This is a genomic window from Ruegeria sp. CDSC052, assembly GCF_059610685.1.
The window spans coordinates 18,593-40,521 of sequence record NZ_JBXWOB010000017.1; the positions used below are offsets into that span (position 1 = coordinate 18,593).

General features: G+C 59.3%; 24 protein-coding genes. 15 read left to right on the top strand and 9 right to left on the bottom strand.

The window, feature by feature from the left end; translation table 11 throughout:
• From AC2FIM_RS18770 to AC2FIM_RS18800, 7 genes are all read right to left on the bottom strand, one after another.
• The gene (locus AC2FIM_RS18770; RefSeq protein ID WP_271952138.1) at window positions 1–1,305 is read right to left on the bottom strand and encodes a M16 family metallopeptidase; all 1,305 of its coding nucleotides are present in this window, start codon (window positions 1,303–1,305) and stop codon (window positions 1–3) included.
• A complete protein-coding gene (locus AC2FIM_RS18775; RefSeq protein WP_142640049.1) occupies window positions 1,302–2,642 on the bottom strand; it encodes a M16 family metallopeptidase in 1,341 nt (446 codons plus the stop codon). Before AC2FIM_RS18775 ends, AC2FIM_RS18770 begins: the two co-directional genes overlap by 4 nt.
• 81 nt (window positions 2,643–2,723) lie before the next feature.
• Window positions 2,724–3,242 (bottom strand): DUF3035 domain-containing protein, encoded by a 519-nt coding sequence (locus AC2FIM_RS18780; protein WP_271952136.1) that lies wholly within the window; start codon window positions 3,240–3,242, stop codon window positions 2,724–2,726.
• A gap of 50 nt (window positions 3,243–3,292) precedes the next feature.
• Entirely contained in the window at window positions 3,293–3,763 is a 471-nt protein-coding gene (lspA, locus tag AC2FIM_RS18785; protein ID WP_496679135.1) for a signal peptidase II, read from the bottom strand.
• Window positions 3,763–5,352: a bifunctional phosphoribosylaminoimidazolecarboxamide formyltransferase/IMP cyclohydrolase gene (purH, locus tag AC2FIM_RS18790; RefSeq protein ID WP_271952132.1), complete on the bottom strand. Its 1,590-nt coding sequence runs from the start codon at window positions 5,350–5,352 to the stop codon at window positions 3,763–3,765. The genes lspA and purH overlap by 1 nt, the downstream gene beginning before the upstream one ends.
• Window positions 5,353–5,374: 22 nt before the next feature.
• Window positions 5,375–7,114 carry a heparinase II/III family protein gene (locus AC2FIM_RS18795; RefSeq protein ID WP_496679131.1) on the bottom strand — a complete coding sequence of 580 codons (1,740 nt, stop codon included), beginning with the start codon at window positions 7,112–7,114 and terminating at the stop codon, window positions 5,375–5,377.
• Between the two features lie 90 nt (window positions 7,115–7,204).
• A complete protein-coding gene (locus AC2FIM_RS18800) occupies window positions 7,205–8,461 on the bottom strand; it encodes an RsmB/NOP family class I SAM-dependent RNA methyltransferase (RefSeq protein ID WP_496679127.1) in 1,257 nt (418 codons plus the stop codon).
• A gap of 89 nt (window positions 8,462–8,550) precedes the next feature.
• Here AC2FIM_RS18800 and AC2FIM_RS18805 point away from each other — a divergent pair, with 89 nt between their 5' ends.
• Window positions 8,551–8,733: a DUF1674 domain-containing protein gene (locus tag AC2FIM_RS18805; protein WP_142640036.1), complete on the top strand. Its 183-nt coding sequence runs from the start codon at window positions 8,551–8,553 to the stop codon at window positions 8,731–8,733.
• On the opposite strand, the gene AC2FIM_RS18810 is transcribed toward AC2FIM_RS18805, so the two are convergent.
• Window positions 8,734–9,591 (bottom strand): LysR family transcriptional regulator, encoded by an 858-nt coding sequence (locus AC2FIM_RS18810; protein WP_496679122.1) that lies wholly within the window; start codon window positions 9,589–9,591, stop codon window positions 8,734–8,736.
• A gap of 98 nt (window positions 9,592–9,689) precedes the next feature.
• Between AC2FIM_RS18810 and tmpA the strand changes: the two genes are divergently transcribed.
• From tmpA to AC2FIM_RS18825, 3 genes are read left to right on the top strand one after another with little or no spacing between them, the layout of a single operon-like run.
• Window positions 9,690–10,826 (top strand): 2-trimethylaminoethylphosphonate dioxygenase, encoded by a 1,137-nt coding sequence (tmpA, locus tag AC2FIM_RS18815; protein ID WP_496732221.1) that lies wholly within the window; start codon window positions 9,690–9,692, stop codon window positions 10,824–10,826.
• A complete protein-coding gene (gene tmpB, locus AC2FIM_RS18820; protein WP_142640030.1) occupies window positions 10,823–11,413 on the top strand; it encodes a (R)-1-hydroxy-2-trimethylaminoethylphosphonate oxygenase in 591 nt (196 codons plus the stop codon). The genes tmpA and tmpB overlap by 4 nt, the downstream gene beginning before the upstream one ends.
• On the top strand, window positions 11,410–12,078 hold the full coding sequence (locus AC2FIM_RS18825; RefSeq protein ID WP_271952120.1) for an ureidoglycolate lyase: 669 nt from the start codon (window positions 11,410–11,412) through the stop codon (window positions 12,076–12,078). The genes tmpB and AC2FIM_RS18825 overlap by 4 nt, the downstream gene beginning before the upstream one ends.
• 25 nt (window positions 12,079–12,103) lie before the next feature.
• Here the strand turns inward: AC2FIM_RS18825 and dapB are convergent, their stop codons facing one another.
• Window positions 12,104–12,913, bottom strand: a complete 810-nt coding sequence (gene dapB / locus AC2FIM_RS18830) for a 4-hydroxy-tetrahydrodipicolinate reductase (RefSeq protein WP_271952118.1) — start codon at window positions 12,911–12,913, stop codon at window positions 12,104–12,106.
• A gap of 91 nt (window positions 12,914–13,004) precedes the next feature.
• On the opposite strand from dapB, the gene rbfA reads away from it, so the two are divergent.
• The 11 genes from rbfA (at window position 13,005) to pnp (ending at window position 21,871) form a co-directional block, all read left to right on the top strand.
• On the top strand, window positions 13,005–13,400 hold the full coding sequence (rbfA, locus tag AC2FIM_RS18835) for a 30S ribosome-binding factor RbfA (RefSeq protein WP_142640024.1): 396 nt from the start codon (window positions 13,005–13,007) through the stop codon (window positions 13,398–13,400).
• The gene (locus tag AC2FIM_RS18840) at window positions 13,397–14,134 is read left to right on the top strand and encodes a phosphodiester glycosidase family protein (protein WP_496732230.1); all 738 of its coding nucleotides are present in this window, start codon (window positions 13,397–13,399) and stop codon (window positions 14,132–14,134) included. The genes rbfA and AC2FIM_RS18840 overlap by 4 nt, the downstream gene beginning before the upstream one ends.
• A gap of 60 nt (window positions 14,135–14,194) precedes the next feature.
• Window positions 14,195–15,100 carry a tRNA pseudouridine(55) synthase TruB gene (gene truB, locus AC2FIM_RS18845; protein WP_271952114.1) on the top strand — a complete coding sequence of 302 codons (906 nt, stop codon included), beginning with the start codon at window positions 14,195–14,197 and terminating at the stop codon, window positions 15,098–15,100.
• 21 nt (window positions 15,101–15,121) lie between these two features.
• Window positions 15,122–15,625, top strand: a complete 504-nt coding sequence (locus AC2FIM_RS18850; protein WP_271952111.1) for a DUF1643 domain-containing protein — start codon at window positions 15,122–15,124, stop codon at window positions 15,623–15,625.
• Window positions 15,626–15,719: 94 nt separating this feature from the next.
• Window positions 15,720–16,733, top strand: a complete 1,014-nt coding sequence (locus AC2FIM_RS18855) for a calcium-binding protein (protein WP_281973780.1) — start codon at window positions 15,720–15,722, stop codon at window positions 16,731–16,733.
• Between the two features lie 145 nt (window positions 16,734–16,878).
• The gene (gene rpsO / locus AC2FIM_RS18860) at window positions 16,879–17,148 is read left to right on the top strand and encodes a 30S ribosomal protein S15 (RefSeq protein ID WP_142640015.1); all 270 of its coding nucleotides are present in this window, start codon (window positions 16,879–16,881) and stop codon (window positions 17,146–17,148) included.
• A gap of 688 nt (window positions 17,149–17,836) precedes the next feature.
• Window positions 17,837–18,046 carry a hypothetical protein gene (locus AC2FIM_RS18865; protein WP_281973781.1) on the top strand — a complete coding sequence of 70 codons (210 nt, stop codon included), beginning with the start codon at window positions 17,837–17,839 and terminating at the stop codon, window positions 18,044–18,046.
• A gap of 316 nt (window positions 18,047–18,362) precedes the next feature.
• Entirely contained in the window at window positions 18,363–18,716 is a 354-nt protein-coding gene (locus tag AC2FIM_RS18870) for an ArsR/SmtB family transcription factor (RefSeq protein ID WP_142640011.1), read from the top strand.
• Entirely contained in the window at window positions 18,697–19,119 is a 423-nt protein-coding gene (locus tag AC2FIM_RS18875; RefSeq protein WP_281973782.1) for an SRPBCC family protein, read from the top strand. The genes AC2FIM_RS18870 and AC2FIM_RS18875 overlap by 20 nt, the downstream gene beginning before the upstream one ends.
• Window positions 19,116–19,484 carry a DUF1761 family protein gene (locus tag AC2FIM_RS18880; protein ID WP_496679100.1) on the top strand — a complete coding sequence of 123 codons (369 nt, stop codon included), beginning with the start codon at window positions 19,116–19,118 and terminating at the stop codon, window positions 19,482–19,484. Before AC2FIM_RS18875 ends, AC2FIM_RS18880 begins: the two co-directional genes overlap by 4 nt.
• Window positions 19,485–19,720: 236 nt before the next feature.
• Window positions 19,721–21,871, top strand: coding sequence for a polyribonucleotide nucleotidyltransferase (gene pnp / locus AC2FIM_RS18885; RefSeq protein ID WP_271952102.1), 2,151 nt, complete (start codon window positions 19,721–19,723; stop codon window positions 21,869–21,871).
• Window positions 21,872–21,929 lie beyond the last annotated feature (58 nt).

Here is a 21,929-nt window from a genome sequence, read left to right on the forward strand (position 1 = left end):
TCAGCCGTCCAGACCTTCGGGTTTGCCAACGATGGTAAAGTGTAAACCATCTGGGTCCAGCAGTTCGGAGGCCACCCGGTTCACATCCTCAAGCGTCACTGCATTCACCTTGTCATTGCGTGTGGCGATATAGTCGATAGGCAAATCCTCCATCTGCATACCCACCATGATCCCAGCGATCTGGCTGTTGCCATCAAAGCGCAGCGGATAGGCACCGGTCAGATAGGTCTTGGCGTCGTCCAACTCCTTCTGAGTGACCCCTTCGGATGCGGCGCGCGCCCATTCGTTGCGGATCACATCAACGGCTTCGGCGATACGGTCATTGGCCGAGGACACCGACCCAAGATACACAGAGGCCAGATCCTTTGGCACCAGATAGGTCGCCACGCCATAGGTCAGACCGCGTTTTTCGCGCACTTCCTGCATCAGGCGGCTTTCGAAACCCCCGCCGCCAAGAATATGGTTCAACAGATAGGCGGAAAAGAAATCCGGGTCGTCGCGGTCGATCCCGGCATGGCCGAACAGAGCCACCGATTGCGGCGTATCGAACTCGATCACGCTCACTCCGCCAGTGATCGTCACATCGGCCCGCTTAGGGATCGGTTTGCCGGTATCCGGCAGATCAAGCAAGAGCTCGTCCAGCACCGCGCCCAGTTCCTCTGGGGTGATATCGCCGACCGCGCCTACATACAGACGATCCTTGGTAAACACGTTCTCATATGCCGTGACCACATCATCGCGGGTCAAGGCGCTGACACTCTCGATCGTGCCCTTGCCTTCGGAGCCGTAGGGATGATCGCCATAGGCCATTTCCGCAAAGCTGCGCCCGGCAATGTCACTGGGGCTGGTCTGATCTGACCGCAGACCCGACAGAACCTGAGCGCGAACACGGTCTACTGCATCCTGATCGAAACGCGGTTCGTGAATCGTGGTCCGCAACAGGTCAATCACCTCATCCCTGTTTTCGGTCAGAAACTGTGCCGAGATCGACACTGAATCGTCTGAGGCGCTATACCCGAACGACGCGGCCAGAGATTCCAGCTCGCGCGCATAGGTACGGGCATCCATTTCGCCAGCGCCTTCTTCGATCAGGCCGCTCATCAGATACACCGCGCCGCGCTTTGTCGGGTCGTCCAGCGACGTGCCACCGCGGAACCGCAGCTCCAGGGCGGTGAAGGGGATCGAGTGATCCTCGACCAGCCATGCGGTGATGCCACCCGGCGAGGTGACCTCTTCAATCTCGATCTCGGCCCATGCAGGAACTGCGATGACCAAAGCAATCAGAGTTACAAATATCCGCTTCATTGCGTTACCTCATCGTCTCGCATCAGCCAGCCCGTGACCGAGGTTTCAGGCTGCAGCACCTCGCGCGCGGCGGCGATGATCTGATCACCGGTCACCGCCTGCAGGACATCAGGCCAAGCCTGTACATCTTCGACCGTCAGCCCGCTGGTCAGGGCACGGCCATAGCGATTGCCGATCCCGTCCACATTGTCACGCGCATAGGTCTGCGCGGCGCGCAGCTGCATTTTGATCCGATCCAGATCCTCTTCGTTCACACCTTCGGCGATGAAATCGGTCACGGCCTGATCCATCGCATCCTCGGCCTCTTGCAGCGACACGCCTTCGGCCGGAACAACCAGCAGATCAAATGTGGTATCGTCAAGCGACACGCCTCGGTAGAACGCACCGGTATAGACGACCTTTTGCTGCTCGAACTGCAGTTTTTCATTCAGGTACGACGTCGTGCTGCCCCCCAGTAATTCAGCCAGAAGGAACAGGGCGGCGGCTTTTTCCTGTGCACCTGCGTCCCGTTCGGGTGCTAGATAGCTGCGCTGAACATAGGGCTGCGATACGCGCGCATCCTTAAAGGTCAGACGGCGTTCAGCGGTTTGTGGCGGCTCCTGTGATCGCACCCGTTCGGGCAGGTCCGGGTTTGCCGGGATTACCCCGTAATATTGCTCGGCCAGGGATTTGACCTCGTCTGGCTCAACATCGCCCGTCACCACCAGGATGGCGTTATTTGGCGAATAGTGGATCTGATAGAAGGACAGTGCATCGTCCAGGTCCAGCGTTTCCATCTCATGTTTCCAACCGATAACGGGGACACCATAGCGGTGGTTGAGGTATTGCGCCGCGCTGACCTGTTCACCGAACAGGGCGCGCGGGTTGTTTTCGGTACGCTGGTTACGTTCTTCCAGGATCACGTCGCGCTCGGTGGCGATGTCATCATCGGACAGGCGGATATTGCGCATCCTGTCTGACTCCATCCGCATCATCAGCTCAAGCCGGTCGGCAGCAACACGCTGAAAATAGGCGGTGTAATCATACGAGGTGAACGCGTTGTCATTGCCGCCATTGGCCGCGACGGTGGCAGAAAACTCGCCCGCCTCCAGCGTGTCGGTGGCCTTGAACAACAGGTGTTCCAGAAAATGCGCCACACCGGACGAACCAACCGGCTCATCCGCCGATCCGGCGCGATACCAGACCATGTGCTGCACGACTGGGGCGCGGTGATCCTCGATCACGACAACGTCCATACCGTTATCCAGCGTAAAGGTGGTGACCGCCTCGTGCCCATCTTCGGCAAAAACCGGGGTGGCGGCGATCAGAGCAGCCGACAGTGCCAGAGCCCGAACCATGGGGCATCCTCCGTTTCGTTTCTGGTGTTCAAACTACGGTGGTGCCGCCCGGGTTCAACCCCGATGACGGAAAGTTAAGAATTATTCATTGACCGGCGGCGCCGATGGCGTTTCGATCCCAGCGTTCCGCGCAGCCTGGGTTTGCTTGTTCGGGTCGATAGCCCAGCGACGGTAAACCTGCGAATATCGATCTACGTTGAACAGCCGCAAACGGGTCCAGCGCCCCTGACGCTTGCGGAAATCCGCATCTTCTTGGTTGACGACCTGCCGTGTGTTTGACGGAACGCCATATCGGCTGGAGGCCGTGACAAGCGCGCCATCAGAGGCAGGCACAGCGGTATTTGGATTCGAAGCAGCCGGATTCCCGCCCAGCGCGGCAATAGCATCCCCTGTGGGATTGGCATCGGTCAGGTTGGTGCCACCCGGTGTCGGTGCGGGCAAAGAGTTGTAGTTCTCGGGCTGGGTCAGAGGTTTGACCGGCAGAATCGCAAACTCGTCCGGGCCCGGGCCCGGCGGCTCGAGGTGGCGCAGACCGATATCCGAACATCCCGCAACCGCAAGACTCATAGTCACAACAAATATGGAACGCGGCAACCGCATGAAAGTCTCCAGCCTGTTTCAGGCGCTTTTATCGTATTTCCAAACCCGCGTCACGAGGGCTTTTTCCTATCAAACAGCACCAACCCGAACGCACCTGCGAATATGAATACATCGGCCAGATTGAACACATAGGGGTTGTCGAAACCACAGCAGGACATGTTCAGAAAATCCAGCACATATCCGTACAACACGCGGTCCACCACATTGCCAAGCGCACCGCCGATCAGCAGGCCGCCACAGACCAACAAGAGCTTTGAGGGGGCCGTGCGCATCAACCAAATCAGCACGCCCACTGAAATCACCAGTGAAACTCCGATCAGAGCCCAGCGCGCGGCGTCGCCATTGCCCTGAAACAGGCCGAAATTGATGCCGCGATTCTCGCCATATCTGAACACCAGAAAGGGCGGCAGAACGCTGATCGGCCCTTCGGCCACGCGCATCACATGAACGACCAGGTACTTGCTGATCTGGTCGATCAGAAACGCGGTCAGCGCCGCCCAGAGGAGCAATCGGGCACGCATCAGTGACGGAAATGCCGCATGCCGGTAAAGACCATGGCCAGACCGGCCTCATCCGCGGCGGCGATCACGTCGTCATCGCGCATCGAGCCGCCCGGTTGGATCACACAAGTGGCGCCTGCCTCTGCGGCCTCCATCAAACCGTCGGGGAAGGGGAAGAACGCGTCTGACGCCACCGCCGAGCCGATGGTCAGCGGTTGGGCCAAGCCCAGCACATCGGCCATACGTTCGGCCTTTTTGGCCGCGATCAGGGCGGAATCCACACGGCTCATCTGACCCGCGCCGACACCCACGGTCGCGCCGTCCTTCACATAGACGATGGCGTTGGATTTGACGTGTTTGGCGACTTTCCAGGCAAACAGCAAGTCGCGCATCTGTTCCTCGGATGGGGCCTTCTTGGTGACAACCTTCAGGTCATCCAGGCCGACGAAACCGTTATCCTTGTCTTGCACCAACAGACCGCCCGCGACCTGACGCACGGTTTTGCCACCTGCGGTCACATCCGGCAGGCCTTCGGTCGTTAGCAGACGCAGGTTTTTCTTGGCGGCAAAGATCGCCTTGGCCTCATCCGATGCGCCCGGCGCGATCACGACCTCGGTGAAGATGCCGGTGATTTCCTGCGCGGTTTCAGCGTCCAGCGGCTGGTTCAGCGCCACGATCCCGCCAAAGGCCGAAGTGCGGTCACAGTCAAACGCGGCCTTATAGGCCTCTAACAGAGTGCCGCCGGTCGCAACGCCACACGGGTTGGCATGTTTGATGATGGCACAGGCCGCACCCTTGACGGGATCGAATTCCGCAACAAGCTCAAACGCCGCATCGGTGTCGTTGATGTTGTTATAGCTCAGTTCCTTGCCCTGATGCTGAAGGGCGGTCGCCACACCGGGTCGGTTGGTACCGTCGGTATAAAATGCAGCGGTCTGATGGCTGTTCTCGCCATAGCGCAGTGTCTGTTTCAACTCGCCCGCAAAAGCGCGGCGCTTGGGGGCCTCAAGCTGCAGCGCATCGGCCATCCAGTTCGACACGGCGGTATCGTAAGCAGCGGTGCGGGCATAGGCCTTTTGGGCCAACCACTGACGGAAACCATATGAGGTCTTGCCATAATTCTCGTCCAGCTGATCCAACAGCGACGAGTAATCCTCGACATCGACCACGACATTGACAAACGCGTGGTTCTTGGAGGCGGCGCGGATCATCGCCGGGCCGCCGATGTCGATATTCTCGATACATTCGTCATAGCCAGCGCCTTTAGCCACGGTCGCCTCGAACGGATAGAGGTTCACTACCAGCAGGTCGATCACGTCGATGCCGTGTTCGTTCATCGCGGCGACATGGGTGTCATTGTCACGCAAGGCCAGCAAGCCGCCATGCACCATCGGGTGCAGCGTCTTGACCCGGCCATCCATCATCTCCGGGAAACCGGTGATCTCGCTGACATCCTTCACCTCCAACCCCGCATCGCGCAGTGCTTTAGCTGTGCCGCCGGTCGACAACAACTCGACCCCGCGGTCGGCCAGCGCCTTACCCAGCTCGATCAGCCCGGTCTTGTCGGATACGGAAAGCAACGCGCGGCGCACGGGGTGAAGATCGGTCATGGGTCCAAAGGTCCTTTTGGCGTCAGTCAAACTCGGGCTCGTCCCGGTGCAAGTCGCGCACGGCAAAGGCTGTATCCTGCGCCTTGCTCAACGTCCACCGGATGCGCGTCGCATACTCCATTGCGCGGCCAGATAGAACGATCTGTTTTGTCGCGCGTGGCTTCAAACGGCCCTTTTCAAGATAAACACTTGGCTCGATTGACAATTTCCCCACACCATCATGGCGGAACACCCAAATCTCACCGCTTTTGAGCGCCATGGACACCGCCGCACCGCCCAAATCTATCGCCGCATCCACGTCCGGATGCAGATGGAACCGTATGTCAAAGCCGATACCAGTCAGGCTCGACGCATCCAGCGCCTTGTCAAATTGCCGCTTGGCCCTGTCACTTGTGGTAAGCAGAATATCTTCGCCGGTCAGCTCCCGCCCGTCAAAGCGCAGCTCGAACGTTCGGGCATGGGTCAGGCCGAACACTTTGGTATAGCCATCATGCCCGGCCATAAACCGGGTTCCCTCGAACGCGTCTTCGAACTCGACCGGAACATCCTTTGGCGCGTCCACCAGCCCTTCACGTTCCGTACCAGGAACAGCTGAGGTCAGACGCGCACTTGAAAAGCCGTCAAGACAAAGTGTCGAATGCGACGGCGTGGCGCGCCCGGCCCGACGCCATTCCAACCCAAAGGTTTCCCCAGACCCACAATTCACAATCAGAGGTCGGCGGCCCGAGGTCAGCTCGAATGCCAAGGTCGACGCATGTGCGTTATATGACGCATCCCCTTTGGGCGGCGAACTGGCGTCAATTATCACACTGGTCCGTGCCGCATAGAGACGGGCAAATCCCATGGACAGGCCGTTCTCGCTTTGCGGTCTGACGCCGCTTTGCGCCAGAGCCTGATCCAGACGACCCTCGATCCCGCGCCCGCCCCCGTGGAAACGGGCCAGTGCACCATCCGAATGACGCAGATTACGCATGGTCGGGGCCATCCGTTTAATCGCATTCGCCTGCGCCCCAGGTGTACCCCGCCCCAAATCGCTAAGTGCTGCCGATGTCCACGCGAGCAGCGTGAAGACTTCCAGCAGCTCCTCGGGGTTGCGCGTGGAGATACCACCTTTTTGATCTATCTGACTGTCACATTCCCGCGCCAGAGCGCGCAGGGCGGGCTCTGCCATCTGCTCAAGCCCTTCCAAAGCCAAACCGGCTTGCACCAGACCGGCTAGCGCCTCGAACCGGGGCAGGCCAGGCGTCGCAGCATGCCAGCGTTTCGACAGGAACCAGGCCTGCTGAGATAGCGAACTGAAAAAGACCTTGCTTTGTTGCTCATCCACACCGCGCAGCAAAAAGATCGCGTGATTGATCCAACGCATCACTCGCCGGCCAGTCAGATCAGGTGCCCAACCGGGCCCGTGCCCGCGCCCATGTGCTTCGATCCAGCCCCAGACCCAGCGTTGCGCCTTTTCGCGCGCCCGGATGTCGCCAACAGCCGCCAGATCATCCAGCCAGGCAAAACCGTGGCGTTCATCGTCGAATCCGGTGCTGGGCGCAGTGACATCCCATAAGCCTGTATCCTGCGCCTCTACCAGATAGCCCGAGAACAGCAGGTTCCCAGCCACCAACTGACGCCCGCGCGCAAATGATCCAACCGTGCGTGGTTCCGGATCGCCCACAAATCCGGTAACGGCTTTGCGCCGCTGACTGAGCCGCGCATAAAGCCGGTTCTGAAACCGTGACCATCGGTTTGCCATGGTGTCCGAATTTGACATGACGCTCGTTACTCTGCCCCTTGCGCTCTGCTGGCGCCTGAGACCCAACGATAGACCGGAGCAATCGTCAAGTCATCGAAAAGCGTGCCTTCAGGTCGATTTCGTCAGGCAGGCGATATAGAAGCCGTCCATGCCGCCTGTCCCCGGCCAATAGTCAGGCCGCAGACGCAAACCGCCCTCTTCGGTGATCCAGCCGGCTTCGACCCCCGCGACCTGCAAAGCGACCCGGTCCGCTTGCATATCAGGATACATCTGTAGCGCCTCTTCAACCTGAACCTCGCCCTCATCGGGCAGTAACGAGCAGGTGCAGTACACCAACCGCCCGCCCGGTTTCAGAAGGGTCCAGGCATGGGCAAGCATCTGCGTTTGCAGCTCGATCAGCGCGCCGAATTCCGACCCGTCCTTGGCAAAGGGCAGATCAGGATGGCGGCGGATCGTGCCGGTGGCGGAACAGGGCGCATCCAGCAGGATGGCGTCATACTGACCCTGGTGTTCCAGCGCGTCAGCCGCGATGACCGTAGCCATCAGGCCCGTCCGCGTCAGGTTCTCGCGCACTCGTTCCAGACGCGATTCCGAGATATCCAGCGCAGTCACATCGGCCCCCGCAGCCGCCAGTTGCAACGACTTGCCACCGGGCGCAGCGCAAAGGTCCAGAATTTTCTCTCCGGCCTTAGGCGCCAGAACTCGGACAGGCAGTGCGGCGGCGGCATCCTGAACCCACCAGTCACCGCGATCATATCCCGGCAGAGCGGACACCTGCCCCGCATCCCGAACCCGCATCGAACCGGTCGGAAGCATCTCACCCGGCGCTGTTGCCCCGGGCTTGACCGAAAGATCCAGCGGCGCGCCCTCGAAATGCGCCAGCTCCATGCCGGTCACGGCCTCGGCACCCCAGGCCATGATCAATGGATCGCGCAGCCACTCGGGTAGGCGCGGCACGCGCATTTTCGGCCAAGCCTCTGGCCCTTCCGCCGCCACCTTGCGCAGAACCGCGTTCACCAACCCCTTGAGCCGCCCATGCTTGCGCGAGCGACCGACAATCTCAACCATGGAATTTACGACGCCATGCGCTGCCTCGCCATGGCACAGCTCAACCGCTCCCAGACGCAGGGCATTATGCACGGTCAGGGCGGGAGTGCGGTTCAGGTGATTGTCCAACAGACGGTCGGCGCGTTCGAGCCCACGCAGCGTTTGCAACGCCAGCCGCTGTGCCCGCGCCCGGTCTTCTGGTGCCAATCGCTCCAACGCACCTGCAGCCAGGCATTCTGACATCAGCCGCCCGTCACCCAAGATCTGATCCAGAAGGTAGATTGCGCTGCGTCGCGCGGCCGTTGCGTTATCGGACATTGAATCGCCTTTGATGTGACCCTCGTCCGCATTGCCAAGGGCGGACGGGGGCGTATATCAAGCCAATGCACTGAAAGGAACCCGATGTCATGAGTGACGAGCCCAAAGACCTGCCGCCTGCCGCACAACGCGCGCTGGCTGAGGCGGAGGACCGCCGCCGCAAGGCCGAAGCCGACGCAAAAGCGCGACCCAAAGAGCTGGGCGGACGCGACGGCCCCGATCCTGCACGTTATGGCGATTGGGAAAAGAAAGGCATCGCGATAGATTTCTGATCAATCCCCGCGCAGGGCCTGCAGAAAATCCGCGATGAGCGCCCGTTGCTTATTGGATTTCGCACGCTCTTCGGGCCAGGTCAGCCAATAGCCATCTTTAGCGTTCAATTCGGGCAAATCCATTCGACGCAACCGCCCCGCTCGCAAGTCCGATTGCGCCAAGGGCATGGATCCCAACACAACGCCCAAACCCTGCCGAGCCGCCGAAATCGCATGTTCCATCGAATCGAAGCTCATTTTCGAGGTTGGCAGGTCGGTCTGAGTGGTGTTTTTCGCCCAATCACGCCAGCCGGGCCTTTCACCGCGCAGATCAATCAAGGGCGCGGACCAATCCACACCCGGCGCTGCCATCGGCACCAGCACTTCGGCGGCAATCAGTTCGGCATCTCGCCCGGGCCACGCCCCACGCCCATAGCGGATTTGAAGCCAAGTCCTCTCTTCATCCAGCGAAGACCGTCGCGCCACGGAATCTGTCAGCACCCGCACTTTGGGGCGCAGGTCGTGAAAACGTGCAAGAGCGGGTATGACGAGGGCCTTAATATGGGAAGACAGGCCAGCCACCCGCAATTCGCGCGGGGATTTGCCGAAAAGATCTTCGGTATTGCGCTCGAGCGCCTGCAAGCTGTCCTGAACCAGCGGTAGATAGCTTTCGCCCTCGACGGTCAGCGATACACCGCGCGCCTCGCGCACAAACAGCGTGCGGCCCAACCAGGCCTCAAGGTTGCCGATGCGCTGACTGACGGCAGCCTGCGTTAGACCGAACTCGCGCGCCGCTGCCGAGAATCCACCCAACCGCCCCGCCGCTTCGAATACGCGCAACCAGTCCAGCGGGGGCAAGCCGATCTTCTTTTTATCCATAAGTTTTTCCAGGCCTCAGCAGCAACAAGGATTAATTGTCGTAATGCCACAGGGGGCGTATATCCTCAAGCAAAGCCCCCGCGAACAGGAGAAACCCCATGCTGCGCTCTGCCACCCATACTCCGTCAATCGTCACCGTGGAATTCGATACGGGCCCAAGTGCCCGCTTTCACGCCATCTGGCTACGCGACAACGCGCTTGATCCTGACACACGGGCACCGGGCAACGGACAGCGCCTGATCACCATTGGCGATATCCCCGCCGATACCATGGTCAGCGCTGTCTCAGTGGCCAACGGCGACCTCACCGTCACATTTCAACCCGAAAACAAGACTGTCACTTTCCCCGCTGATTGGCTGGCTGCGCATAGCTATGACCGAGAGGACAGCCGCACCTTTGGCCGCACCGCGCCCGGGATCACCACCTGGGAGCAAGGGCTCGACGCGCCCAGCGCCGACTGGAGCGACGTCCACGCCAAACCCGCAGCCAAGCGCGGCTGGCTGGCAATGGTTGCCGAATACGGGTTTGCCAAACTGACCAGTGGCCCGACCGAACCGGAATCCCTGTTGAAGGTGGCCGATCTGTTCGGATACGTCCGTCAGACCAACTATGGCCCCTATTTCGAGGTTCGAACCGAGGTGAACCCGACCAACCTGGCCTTTACAGGGCTTGGCCTTCAGGCGCACACGGACAACCCCTATCGCGACCCGGTACCGACATTGCAGATCCTGTACTGCCTGGAGAACAGCGCCGAGGGTGGCGATTCCATTGTTGTGGACGGGTTCCGGGCGGCGGAAAAACTGCGCGATCAGGACCCCGATGGATTTGCCCTGCTGGCAGGTTTCCCGGCGCGGTTCGAATACAAGGGCTCGGACGGGGTCTGCCTGCGGTCGCGCCGCCCAATGATTGAGCTATCGCCCGACGGCGAGTTGATCGGTATCCGCTTTAACAACCGCTCGTCGGCTCCGTTTGTGGACATCCCCTTCGATCTGATGGAGGCCTATTACGCCGCCTATCGCCAGTTGGGTGAGATAATCGACGATCCGGCCATGGGCGTGTCGTTCAAGCTGGAGCCGGGCGAAAGCTTCATCGTTGACAACACCCGCGTCCTGCACGCGCGTCTGGGCTATTCCGGCGCCGGGTCGCGGTGGTTGCAAGGCTGCTATGCCGACAAGGACGGCTTACTGTCAACGCTGGCGGCGATGGAACTGGCGACACTGGAGGCGGCGGAATGAAACCTGATTTCTCGACCCTGACCCCCGACAATATCGTGGCCTTCATCGGGGATATCTTTGACCGCCGCGGAGGCGAGGAATATCTGGGCGAACCCGTCACCATGGCAGAACACATGCTGCAGGGCGCGACCATTGCCGAACAGAACGGCATGCCCGAAGAGATCATCGTAGGGGCATTGCTGCACGATATCGGTCATTTCACATCCGAATTCGGCACGTACCACCCCGACGACACCGAAGACCGCCATCACGAAGATGCAGGCGCCGAGGTGCTGGAACAGTTCTTTCCGTCTGTTATCACCGATTGCTGCCGCTATCACGTGGCGGCCAAACGGTATCTTTGCGCTACCAAGCCCGAATATTTCAACCGCCTGTCCACGGCTTCGGTTCATACACTGGAACTGCAAGGCGGGCCGATGAGTGCCAGAGAAGTTGCCGAATTCGAGCAGAACCCGAACCTGAAAGAGATCATTCAGGTGCGTTATCTGGACGAAGCAGGTAAACGTGCAGACATGGAAACCCCCGATTTCAACCATTTTGCGCCGATGGTACAGCGAATGGTCGAAAAATATCAGGAGCTCACATGAACGCCCCAGAATACATTTTTGAGGCCAACACCAAACCCTCCCTGCCTTGGCACGAGGTCCCCTTGATCCGTGCTACAGACAAGTCGGTCAAGGGCTATGGCTGTCTGGTCGACGACCCCGAAGAATTCGAAATTGAAATCGTCCGTTGGCCACAGCAAGGCTGGCGGCCCATCGACGAAGGCACCGGCGATGAAGCCGGTTGGGTCGAAGGCACATTTCATGGTGAGTGGAAAGGGGACGTCCTTTACGGCGAGAACGAAGCGGTCAACGGTCACTATGTCCTCGGCTGGTCCACTGATCCGCAACAGGCCAACGCCAACCGGCAAACTGCTCCGCGCGATCAGGTTCTGCTTTGGCACATGAACTATCACCCCGATGGCGGACAGATGTTCTGGCCGATCGACAACAAGCCTTTCATCATCCCTGCCGCATTGCCGGGCGACAATCTGACACTGGAAAAGGTGGTGGCCTTCTGGTGTGATGGGTCACGCGGGCTGTATATCCATCCTGGCATCTGGCACGAGGGGATATTCCCGGTCGAGGACAATCAGCGTTTTCTGGATCGGCAGGGCAAGGTTCACGCGCGGGTCAGTGCGGATATCGGCAAAGAATTCGGCGTCTATCTCGCCTGCCCTTTGCGCGCAGATAATATCCGAGAGTTGTAGTCGGTCTGTCGGCTCCCGGGCGGTGTCAAAGCCCCAGAACGTCCACCATGTCATATTGGCCAGGCGCTTTACCCTGCCCCCAAAGTGCGGCTTTCAGGGCGCCGCGCGCGAAAATGGCGCGGTCAGTGGCCAGGTGGCGCAGCACGATGCGTTCGCCCGGTGCCGCGAATAGCACGTCATGCTCACCCACGATGTCGCCGCCGCGAATGGCATGGAACCCGATATCGCCCCGTTTGCGCGCGCCGGTCATACCATCGCGGCCCCGATCGGACACCTCAGCCAGATCTACACCACGCCCTTCCGCAGCAGCCTCGCCCAGCATCAGCGCGGTGCCCGAGGGCGCATCGACCTTGTGGTGGTGATGCCCTTCGATCACCTCAATATCGAAATCTTCATCCAACGCGGCAGCGACCTTTTTGGTCAGCTGTACCAGCAGGTTCACACCCAGGCTCATATTTCCCGCCCGCACGATCACCGCATGACGTGAGGCCGGCTCCAGAGCGGCAATCTGCTCGTCACTCATCCCGGTAGTGCCGATCACATGCACACAGCGCGCCTGCGCCGCCAACGCGGCGAATTCCAGCGTCGCCTCGGGTGCGGTGAAATCAATCACGGCCTGCGCCTGGGCAAAGGCCTCCAGCGGATCATCGGTCACGGTGACGCCCAGCGCGGCACCGCCCATGGCCACACCCACATCCTGACCAACCCAGTCATGTCCCGCGCGCTCGACCACGCCGACCAGACGCGCCTGATCGCTGTCGGTCACGGTCTTGATCAGCATCTGCCCCATACGGCCCGAAGCCCCTGTGATGACGATCCCCGGAATATGGGTCATTGTGCTGGTCCCTTTGCATTGATTGGCTCAAAGCCTCCTACCCGGTTCGCACCCGCTTGGCAAAGCCCCGCTTTGCGCTTAGATCGGGGATATGGCTAAGAACAAATTCCACGATGGCCCCGGCCCGTCCCAACGACAGCTGCGTGTCGGCGAACTGATCCGCCGCACCCTGTCCGAGGTTCTGGCGCGCGGAGATGTCCACGATCCCGACCTGAATCGCATGTCAATCACTGTGGGTGAGGTGCGCACCTCGCCCGATCTGAAGATCGCCACCGCCTTTGTGCTGCCCCTGGGCGGCAAAGGGCAGGAGGATGTGATCGAATTGCTGGCCCGCAACAAGCACGAGCTGCGGCGCATGGTTGGTAAAAAGGTCGGGCTGAAATTCTCCCCCGATCTGCGATTCCGGCTGGATGACACATTCGACCGTTTGGATGACACCCGCCGCATGTTCGATCAGGACGCGGTGCGCCGCGATCTCGACGAGTGATCCGGGCATTTGTCACTTTGGGCGCTTTCCTGTGGACGGCGCAAGCCGGGGCAGTGACATGCGAAAAGGTCACGCATAGTGACAAACGCTACACTGTCTGCGAGGTGGATGCAGCGAATGAGGACATGCGCTTGTTCCTCAACGACGAGAATGGCGACCTGCTAGGGCATTTCTCGGCGGTGAATGAGGTGCTGGAACCTGGTGGCAAGCGTCTGGCCTTTGCGATGAACGCAGGCATGTATCACGACGACCGCTCTCCCGTTGGCCATTATGTCGAAGACGGGCAGGAGCAGATGCGTGTAATCCCGAACCCCGGCCCCGGAAATTTCGGCCTTCTGCCCAACGGGGTGTTCTGCATCCGCGAGGGCCGCGCCGACGTGTTCGAGACGCTGGACTTTATAGATCAAGCCCCGGATTGCCGGTTTGCCAGCCAATCCGGCCCGATGCTGGTGATCGACGGGGAACTGCACCCACGATTCCTGTCCGATTCGACGTCGGTTTATGTTCGCAATGGTGTGGGTACCAGCGATGATGGCAACCGCGCTGTGTTTGCCATTTCCGAGGATTACGTGACCTTCCATCAATTCGGCAGCCTGTTCCGCGATGTGCTGGAAACGCCGAATGCGCTGTTCTTCGACGGCAATATCTCTCGCATGTATGACCGGGCGAACAGCCGATCCGATGTCGGGTTCTCGCTGGGGCCGATTGTCGGTGTGGTTGAAGACACGCCCTGAAATTGACAGGGCCAGACCGATCCGCTAACTCGCGCGCCTCGGCATAGAACAAGGTGCACAATGGGACGCAAACGCAAGGGTCGCGACATTTCCGGTTGGCTGGTGGTGGACAAGCCCGCGGGCATGACCTCGACCGCCGTGGTCAACAAGGTGCGCTGGGCAATGGACGCAAAGAAGGCGGGCCATGCGGGCACGCTGGACCCCGAGGCCACCGGCGTTCTGGCCGTGGCTTTGGGTGAGGCGACCAAAACCGTTCCCTATATCACCGACGCACTCAAGGCCTATACCTTCACCGTGCGACTGGGTCAGGCCACGAATACCGATGACGCCGAGGGCGAGGTAATCGCAAGCAGCGATGCGCGCCCTTCGGATGATGACATCAAAGAGTCCCTCGCGCCCTTTATCGGTGAAATCATGCAAGTCCCGCCGAAATTCTCGGCGGTGAAGATCGACGGGCAGCGTGCCTATAAGCTGGCCCGCGATGGCGAGGATGTGGAACTGGCTGCGCGCCCTCTGTGGGTCGAGGAACTGGTTCTGGTTGATCGCCCAGATGCCGACCACGTCATGCTGGAAATGACCTGCGGCAAGGGTGGTTATGTCCGATCGATCGCCCGCGATCTGGGGGCCGCGCTGGGGTGCTACGGCCATGTCCGCGAGCTGCGCCGTATCTGGTCCGGCCCATTCGAGACCAAAGACGGGCTGAGCATTGAACAGATCGACGAGATGGCCAAAACCAACGCGCTGGATGATTTCCTGCACCCGCTGGAAACTGGCCTATCGGACCTGCCCGAACTGAAATGCACCCCCGAAGGTGCGACCCGTCTGCGTAACGGCAACCCTGGTATGGTTCTGGCGTCCGATGTGGAATACGGGGATGAGGCTTGGGCCTCGCTGGATGGTCAGGCGGTGGCGGTCGGCATCTATAAATCCGGCGAATTGCATCCCAGCCGGGTGTTCGTCACGTAATCTGCGTGCTAGTCGAAACCCATGATCACGCGCACACATACCAAGGGCGACGCGCCCTCGACCGCTGTTTATTCAGATTGCGAGAGATACCGCTATAGCCTGACGCGCATCTGGGATCCGGCCGGGCGCAAAGCGCTGTTTGTGATGCTGAATCCGTCCACCGCGACCGAGGTGCAGAACGATCCCACGGTTGAACGCTGCGAACGCCGGGCGCGCGCGCTGGGGTTCGGCGCGTTTCAGGTCACTAATATCTTTGCATGGCGCGATACTGATCCACGCAAGATGCGGGCCGCTGCCGATCCGGTGGGGCCTGAGAATGACATGGCCATTCTGAATGGCGTGGACTGGGCCGATCAGGTCATCGCTGCCTGGGGCACCCATGGCGCGCATTTGGATCGAGGCACCGCCGTCGAAACCCTGCTGCGCGGCACCGGTCAGCCGATGTACCACCTTGGGCTTACCAAGGACGGCCACCCCAAGCATCCGCTCTATATCGCTTACACGCAAAACCCCGAACCCTGGTGACAAAGGGTTAACCACAAGCTCAGCTAGGCTTTGACCAAAGCCCTGATTGCATGAGACATTTCACCCTCGAAGCAATGCGTTCAAGGAGGTTGTCATGTTTCTGATCGGATTGCTGAGTCTGGCAGCTGTCGGCGGGGCCGCCTATGCCATCGGCGATGTCTTTGACATAGATGAAGATCCCGGTGAGGACGATGTCGTCGACGACCAGCCTCCTGCGGTCGAAACCGGCGAATTCCTTGACGTCGGTGAGAATGTCGAGGAACCCGAAGCGCCCGAGATTTCGACCGGGACGATCATATCCGAAATCGAGGGCGACATGATCATCGCGGGTACCGAGGATCTGGACATCCTGACCGGCCAGGACGGCGACGATCAGATCAATGGATATGCGGGGGATGACACGATTTATGGTGGCGAAGGCGATGACACCCTGCATGGGGGAGGAGGCGCTGATACGATCTTTGGCGGCACTGGCCAGGATGTCATTCACGGCGAAGCGGGCGACGATCAGATTTCCGGCGATGAGGGGGATGATGTCCTTTATGGGCATTACGGCGCGGATCACCTGGACGGCGGGATCGGCGCGGATGAGCTGTATGGCGGGCAGGACGACGACATTCTGACCGGTGGTCAGGGCGATGATGCGCTGCATGGCGGCTATGGTGATGACCGGTTGAGCGGTGGCGAAGGCGAGGACGTGCTGTTCGGCGGTGATGGCGACGATATTCTGGACGGTCAGGATGGAGAGGACACCAACGCGCTGGATTTCCTGAACGGTGGCGCCGGGGATGATACGATCCTTGCCGAAGGCGGTGATATCGTAACCGGGGGCGAAGGTGACGATGACATCGTGGTTTCGCCCGAAGCGGATGATGACGCCGTCACCGTCATGGATTTTCAGCCCGGTCAAGACAAGCTGCTGATCTCATGGGAAGGTCAAGAAAACCCGGACATTCAGATCAAGACAGACACCGAAGACGAGAACCTGACCCATGTAATTGTCGACGGGCAGAACGTGGTGCAGCTGATCGGGGCAGACGGTGTCAGCGCCGATGACATCCAACTGATATCCTCAGGCGATCTGGCGCAGCTCAGCGCGCTGGGCTGAATTTCCAGAATCCCTTTGCCATTGACCGCAAATGCGCCTATACGCGCGCATCCGTGTCGGAATCGATGCGGTTTTCTCCATGGGCCTGCGCTGGACGACATCCCGGCCTGTGCCATCAACCCTAACCTTTTCAAAGGAGACCCCGATGTCGATTACTGCCGCTGAAAAAGATCGCGTCATGAAAGAATTCGCAACCAAGGACGGCGACACCGGTTCGCCAGAAGTCCAGGTTGCCATCCTGACCTCGCGCATCACCACCCTGACCGAGCACTTCAAGACCCACAAGAAAGATAACCACGGTCGCCGTGGTCTTCTGAAGATGGTTGCCCAGCGCCGTAAGCTGCTGGACTATCTGAAGGGCAAAGAAGAAGCACGGTACCAGGACCTGATCAAAAAGCTGGGCATCCGCCGCTAAGCGCGCGCTGCTGTTTTTGATACAGGCGCTGAAAAGCCAATAGATCATGATACGCTCGCCATTCGGCGGGCGTATTTGGTTTTGGGGTTCTCTCCGACCTTGAAGCAAAGCCTTTTGCTGCATTCTCGATGACAGATCACGACAACATCTCGGACGATGGAAACTTTTTTCGCGCCGTGTGATCCACTTCACCGACAAGCTGCTCAAATCGCTGCAGTCTAGGAACTGTAGTGAGTAGGCGCTTATTTTTTTTCGAGCGTTAGGTTTTTCATAGTCCTCCCTTTTCAAGGCGCGCCCGCAATGGGCGCGCCCGTTTTTATTGGGAGCCACGGTACCGCCTGCTTGCACGATAGAATCGCCCCTAAAGACGGCCGCTTTTCTGCCTTCAGGACAGTTGAATTTGCCCGTGATGAACAGGTGTCAAATTGTGACGTAGCGTCGCAGAATCTCAGCGCTGGTTTAGAAAGTTGACGTAAACGTAAGCAACGTCGTGTTTTTTATCAGAGAGTCAAAAAAAGACGCGAAAGGCCATTATCTTCCCCCTTTGCACAGGATCGGTCGGTTCCTAAATGCCGCCTGTCGCTGCGGGTACACACTCACGGCAATCGGTCTTTGAGCCCTCCCACCCTCGTGGTTCGGACTGGCCCGCAGCGACAGAGTCTGACGACTATTTTACTGGAGTTTAACAATGCCTCTAAAATCAGTTTTGAACCGCGTTTTTGCAGCTAACCTTTCCCAAGCTCCTAAATCAGAAAAAAAGTCAACAATGGTCTCTGGCACAGATGGCATCGTAAAAAGAATGTCCGAGGTGGAAACTGCCGCAATCCTCCGCGGCATACTGAAAGAAGAAGAATTGGGGACTCCCCAACCGCGTAGCAAAGAAGATTCGTTGCAATAGGCCCAGACCCGCTTTGATCCCGGATATATGAAAACCGCTTTCTGCACGATCATAATAGAATGGATCTTTTTCTTTAAGCTGGAGACGGGGTCAATACGGTCAGATCTCACCCGTAATCAGTGGCTCCACCAACATCGTTAGCCACACAAGTCCTCCCCAAAGTTTACCTGATTCAGACTGCAATCGGCCACATCGGTACCGATCAGGGCCAAACCCTTATCCAACAGGGTGCATTTGGCGACTGGTCAATCAGGGTTTCAACATGTTATTCACCCAAATGGTTGACTGAAGCAGAATAAGGTTGTAATTCATCCAAATGGTTGAACGAGAGAGTCGATATGACCTCAATGCAATATTGAAGGCCGCGTCCGACCCGACCCGCCGCGCTATTCTGACGATGCTTGCGCAGCAGGGACCATTGCGGGTGACGGACATAGCGCGGCAATTCGATATGAGCCTCAACTCGGTCTCCAAGCACATCAAGGTGCTGGAAAACGCCGAGCTGGTGCAGCGCCGGACCGAATGGCGCGAACATCTGATCGAGGTTCAGATGGCTCCTTTATCAGCCGTTGATTCTTGGTTTGCCGGGTTGCGTTCGATTTGGGCGCTTCGGCTGGACGCCTTGGAAACTGCTTTGGAGGACCCAGAAGATGACGGACCTGTCACTTGAAATAACGCGCGCCATTCCACATCCACCCGAAAAGGTGTTTGATGCCTGGCTCAACCCCGAGATGCTGGCAAAATTCATGCTGCCGGCACCGGGCATGACCGTGCCCGAAGCGCATTCCGACGCCAAGGTCGGCGGCCGGTTCAAAATCATCATGCGCGCGCCCGAGGCTGGCGATCTGCCGCATGAGGGCGAATACAAGGTCATCGACCGCCCCAACCGTCTGCAATTCACCTGGAATTCGCCCTACAGCCAAGACGATTCCACGGTCACACTGGATTTCACACCCACCGAAAAGGGCACCGAGCTGCGGCTGCACCACATCCGCTTTCCTTCGCAAGAAAGCCGGGACAATCACGAGGGCGGCTGGACCGCTATCCTTGCGGCGCTGGAGACGGCACTATGATCAACTGGCTGGCCCTCGGTGCAGGGGTGGTCGCTGCCTTTTTGTTGGGCTGGCTGGTCTACGGCCCTATGGGCTTTCAGAAACGCTGGGCCGAAGGCACCCGCATCGACCCGACGCCGCCCGAAACCCCGCCACTGGGCGCGATGGCCACACAGATCGTGTTCCTGATCCTGCTGGCTGCGGTAATCGCGGTGACCGAGACAACCAATAGCCTGGGCGTCGCCCTGCTTGCGATCCTTGCGGTGGCGGCGCAGACAGCCTCGGTCGGGACATGGGCGCAAAAAAACGGCTTCGCCATTGCGGTCGACACCGGCTATGCGCTGGGCTGTGGTATCGTCATGATCCTGGCCCACGCGATCCTGTAGGATCGCCGCGTCTGCCCGATCCTCGATGGATCGGGCATGCGCCCTTTATACCCTTACCCTTCCTCGGAACTCCTGCCTTTCCAAAGCCCCCAAACTGCTGTATGGGCGGTCCATCTGAGACGTTGTGCTCTGACCCCGGCACTCGAATGGAAGATAAAGTGGGGTCGGCGGCAATGGGGCCGCCACGCAAACGGGAGACCCGCAGGGGCGGGAGTGCTCCCTTCTAGGATACGCAAATGTTTGATGTAACAAAGAAATCAATTCAGTGGGGCGAAGAGACGCTGACACTGGAAACCGGCAAGGTTGCCCGTCAGGCGGACGGCAGTGTGATTGCCACGCTGGGTGAGACCAGCGTGATGGCAAACGTGACCTTTGCGCGGAAGCAAAAACCCGGTCAGGACTTTTTCCCGCTGACCGTCCACTACCAAGAGAAATATTATGCCGCCGGTAAAGTTCCGGGTGGCTTTTTCAAGCGCGAGGCGCGCCCGACTGAAAAAGAGACGCTGACCGCGCGTCTGATCGACCGGCCGATCCGCCCGCTGTTTGTTGACGGCTTCAAAAACGAAGTTCTGGTGATGTGCACCGTGCTGAGCCACGATCTGGTCAACGACCCTGACATGGTGGCGATGATCGCAGCCTCTGCCGCGCTGACCATTTCCGGCGCACCGTTCAGAGGCCCGATTGCTGGTTGCCGCGTTGGTTTCGAGGATGGCGAATACATTCTGAACCCGACAGTGGACGACATGCAGGACCTGCGCCTGAACCCTGAACAGCGTCTGGATCTGGTTGTTGCCGGCACCAAAGACGCCGTGATGATGGTTGAATCGGAGGCTTACGAACTGTCCGAGGCCGAGATGCTGGGTGCGGTCAAATTTGCACACGAGCAGATTCAGCCGGTGATCGACCTGATCATTTCACTGGCCGAAGACGCGGCAAAAGAGCCGTTTGATTTCCAGGCGCCCGATTATTCTGAGCTGTCCGCCGCCGTTAAGGCTGCCGGTGAAGAACAGATGCGCGCCGCCTTCGCGATCACCGACAAGCAAGAGCGCACTGCTGCTGTTTCCGCTGCCCGCGACGCAATCAAGGAAGCCCTGACCGAGGAACAGCTGGAAGACGCGAACCTTGGCTCGGCGATGAAAAAGCTGGAAGCAGGCATCCTGCGCGGCGACGTCGTCAAAGGCGGCAAGCGGATCGACGGTCGTTCGACCACCGATATCCGTTCGATCGTTGCAGAAACCTCGATGCTGCCGCGGACACACGGCTCGGCCCTGTTCACCCGTGGTGAAACACAGGCGCTGGCTGTAACCACGCTGGGCACCGGTGATGATGAGCAGTTCATCGACGCCCTGCACGGCAACTTCAAATCGAACTTCCTGCTGCATTACAACTTCCCTCCTTATTCGGTTGGTGAAGCGGGTCGCGTGGGCCCTCCGGGACGTCGTGAGATTGGTCACGGCAAACTGGCATGGCGTGCGTTGCAGGCGGTTCTGCCTGCGGCAACCGACTTCCCCTACACGATCCGCATCGTGTCGGAGATCACCGAATCCAACGGATCAAGCTCGATGGCGTCTGTTTGCGGCGGTTCGCTGTCGATGATGGATGCGGGCGTTCCGCTGAAAGCACCGGTTGCCGGTGTTGCCATGGGTCTGATCTTGGAAGATGACGGCGATTACGCGATCCTGTCGGACATTCTGGGTGACGAAGACCACCTGGGCGACATGGACTTCAAGGTTGCGGGTACCGAAAACGGCATCACCTCTCTGCAGATGGACATCAAGGTTGCGGGCATCACGCCCGAGATCATGGAGAAAGCCCTGGCGCAAGCCAAGGACGGCCGGATGCACATCCTGGGCGAGATGGGCAAAGCCCTGTCCGAGACCAATGATTTCTCGGTCCACGCACCGCGCATCGAGACCATGAACATCCCCACCGACAAGATCCGTGAAGTGATCGGTTCCGGCGGCAAAGTCATCCGCGAAATCGTCGACGTTTCTGGTGCCAAGGTCGACATCAACGATGACGGCGTGATCAAGATCGCCTCGCCCGATGGCGAATCGATCAAGAAGGCATACGAGATGATCCACTCGATCGTCGCAGAGCCGGAAGAAGGTCAGATCTACACCGGTAAAGTGGTCAAGATCGTCGACTTCGGCGCCTTCGTGAACTTCTTTGGCAAGCGTGACGGTCTGGTCCACGTGTCCCAGATCGAAAACCGTCGCCTGAACCATCCGTCGGATGTTCTGAAGGAAGGCCAGGAAGTGAAGGTCAAGCTGCTGGGCTTTGACGACCGCGGCAAGGTGCGCCTGTCGATGAAGATCGTCGATCAGGAAACCGGCGAAGAGATCGCACCTGAGAAGAAAGAAAAGAAAGAGGAAGGCGCAGAATAATCTGCTCGCCCCTCTGATTTCTCGAAAGACCCCGGCTTTGTCCGGGGTCTTTTTTTGT

Coding starts and splice junctions, on each gene's coding strand:
- AC2FIM_RS18855 (WP_281973780.1), top strand. CDS start 15,720: ATGTTTCTGATCGGATTGCTGAGTCTGGCAGCTGTCGGCGGGGCCGCC.
- AC2FIM_RS18800 (WP_496679127.1), bottom strand. CDS start 8,461: ATGTCCGATAACGCAACGGCCGCGCGACGCAGCGCAATCTACCTTCTG.
- AC2FIM_RS18780 (WP_271952136.1), bottom strand. CDS start 3,242: ATGCGGTTGCCGCGTTCCATATTTGTTGTGACTATGAGTCTTGCGGTT.
- AC2FIM_RS18880 (WP_496679100.1), top strand. CDS start 19,116: ATGATCAACTGGCTGGCCCTCGGTGCAGGGGTGGTCGCTGCCTTTTTG.
- AC2FIM_RS18770 (WP_271952138.1), bottom strand. CDS start 1,305: ATGAAGCGGATATTTGTAACTCTGATTGCTTTGGTCATCGCAGTTCCT.
- rpsO (WP_142640015.1), top strand. CDS start 16,879: ATGTCGATTACTGCCGCTGAAAAAGATCGCGTCATGAAAGAATTCGCA.
- rbfA (WP_142640024.1), top strand. CDS start 13,005: ATGGCTAAGAACAAATTCCACGATGGCCCCGGCCCGTCCCAACGACAG.
- lspA (WP_496679135.1), bottom strand. CDS start 3,763: ATGCGTGCCCGATTGCTCCTCTGGGCGGCGCTGACCGCGTTTCTGATC.
- AC2FIM_RS18850 (WP_271952111.1), top strand. CDS start 15,122: ATGATCACGCGCACACATACCAAGGGCGACGCGCCCTCGACCGCTGTT.
- dapB (WP_271952118.1), bottom strand. CDS start 12,913: ATGACCCATATTCCGGGGATCGTCATCACAGGGGCTTCGGGCCGTATG.
- truB (WP_271952114.1), top strand. CDS start 14,195: ATGGGACGCAAACGCAAGGGTCGCGACATTTCCGGTTGGCTGGTGGTG.
- AC2FIM_RS18825 (WP_271952120.1), top strand. CDS start 11,410: ATGAACGCCCCAGAATACATTTTTGAGGCCAACACCAAACCCTCCCTG.
- AC2FIM_RS18810 (WP_496679122.1), bottom strand. CDS start 9,591: ATGGATAAAAAGAAGATCGGCTTGCCCCCGCTGGACTGGTTGCGCGTA.
- AC2FIM_RS18795 (WP_496679131.1), bottom strand. CDS start 7,114: ATGTCAAATTCGGACACCATGGCAAACCGATGGTCACGGTTTCAGAAC.
- pnp (WP_271952102.1), top strand. CDS start 19,721: ATGTTTGATGTAACAAAGAAATCAATTCAGTGGGGCGAAGAGACGCTG.
- purH (WP_271952132.1), bottom strand. CDS start 5,352: ATGACCGATCTTCACCCCGTGCGCCGCGCGTTGCTTTCCGTATCCGAC.
- AC2FIM_RS18870 (WP_142640011.1), top strand. CDS start 18,363: ATGGTTGAACGAGAGAGTCGATATGACCTCAATGCAATATTGAAGGCC.
- AC2FIM_RS18805 (WP_142640036.1), top strand. CDS start 8,551: ATGAGTGACGAGCCCAAAGACCTGCCGCCTGCCGCACAACGCGCGCTG.
- AC2FIM_RS18775 (WP_142640049.1), bottom strand. CDS start 2,642: ATGGTTCGGGCTCTGGCACTGTCGGCTGCTCTGATCGCCGCCACCCCG.
- tmpB (WP_142640030.1), top strand. CDS start 10,823: ATGAAACCTGATTTCTCGACCCTGACCCCCGACAATATCGTGGCCTTC.
- tmpA (WP_496732221.1), top strand. CDS start 9,690: ATGCTGCGCTCTGCCACCCATACTCCGTCAATCGTCACCGTGGAATTC.
- AC2FIM_RS18865 (WP_281973781.1), top strand. CDS start 17,837: ATGCCTCTAAAATCAGTTTTGAACCGCGTTTTTGCAGCTAACCTTTCC.
- AC2FIM_RS18875 (WP_281973782.1), top strand. CDS start 18,697: ATGACGGACCTGTCACTTGAAATAACGCGCGCCATTCCACATCCACCC.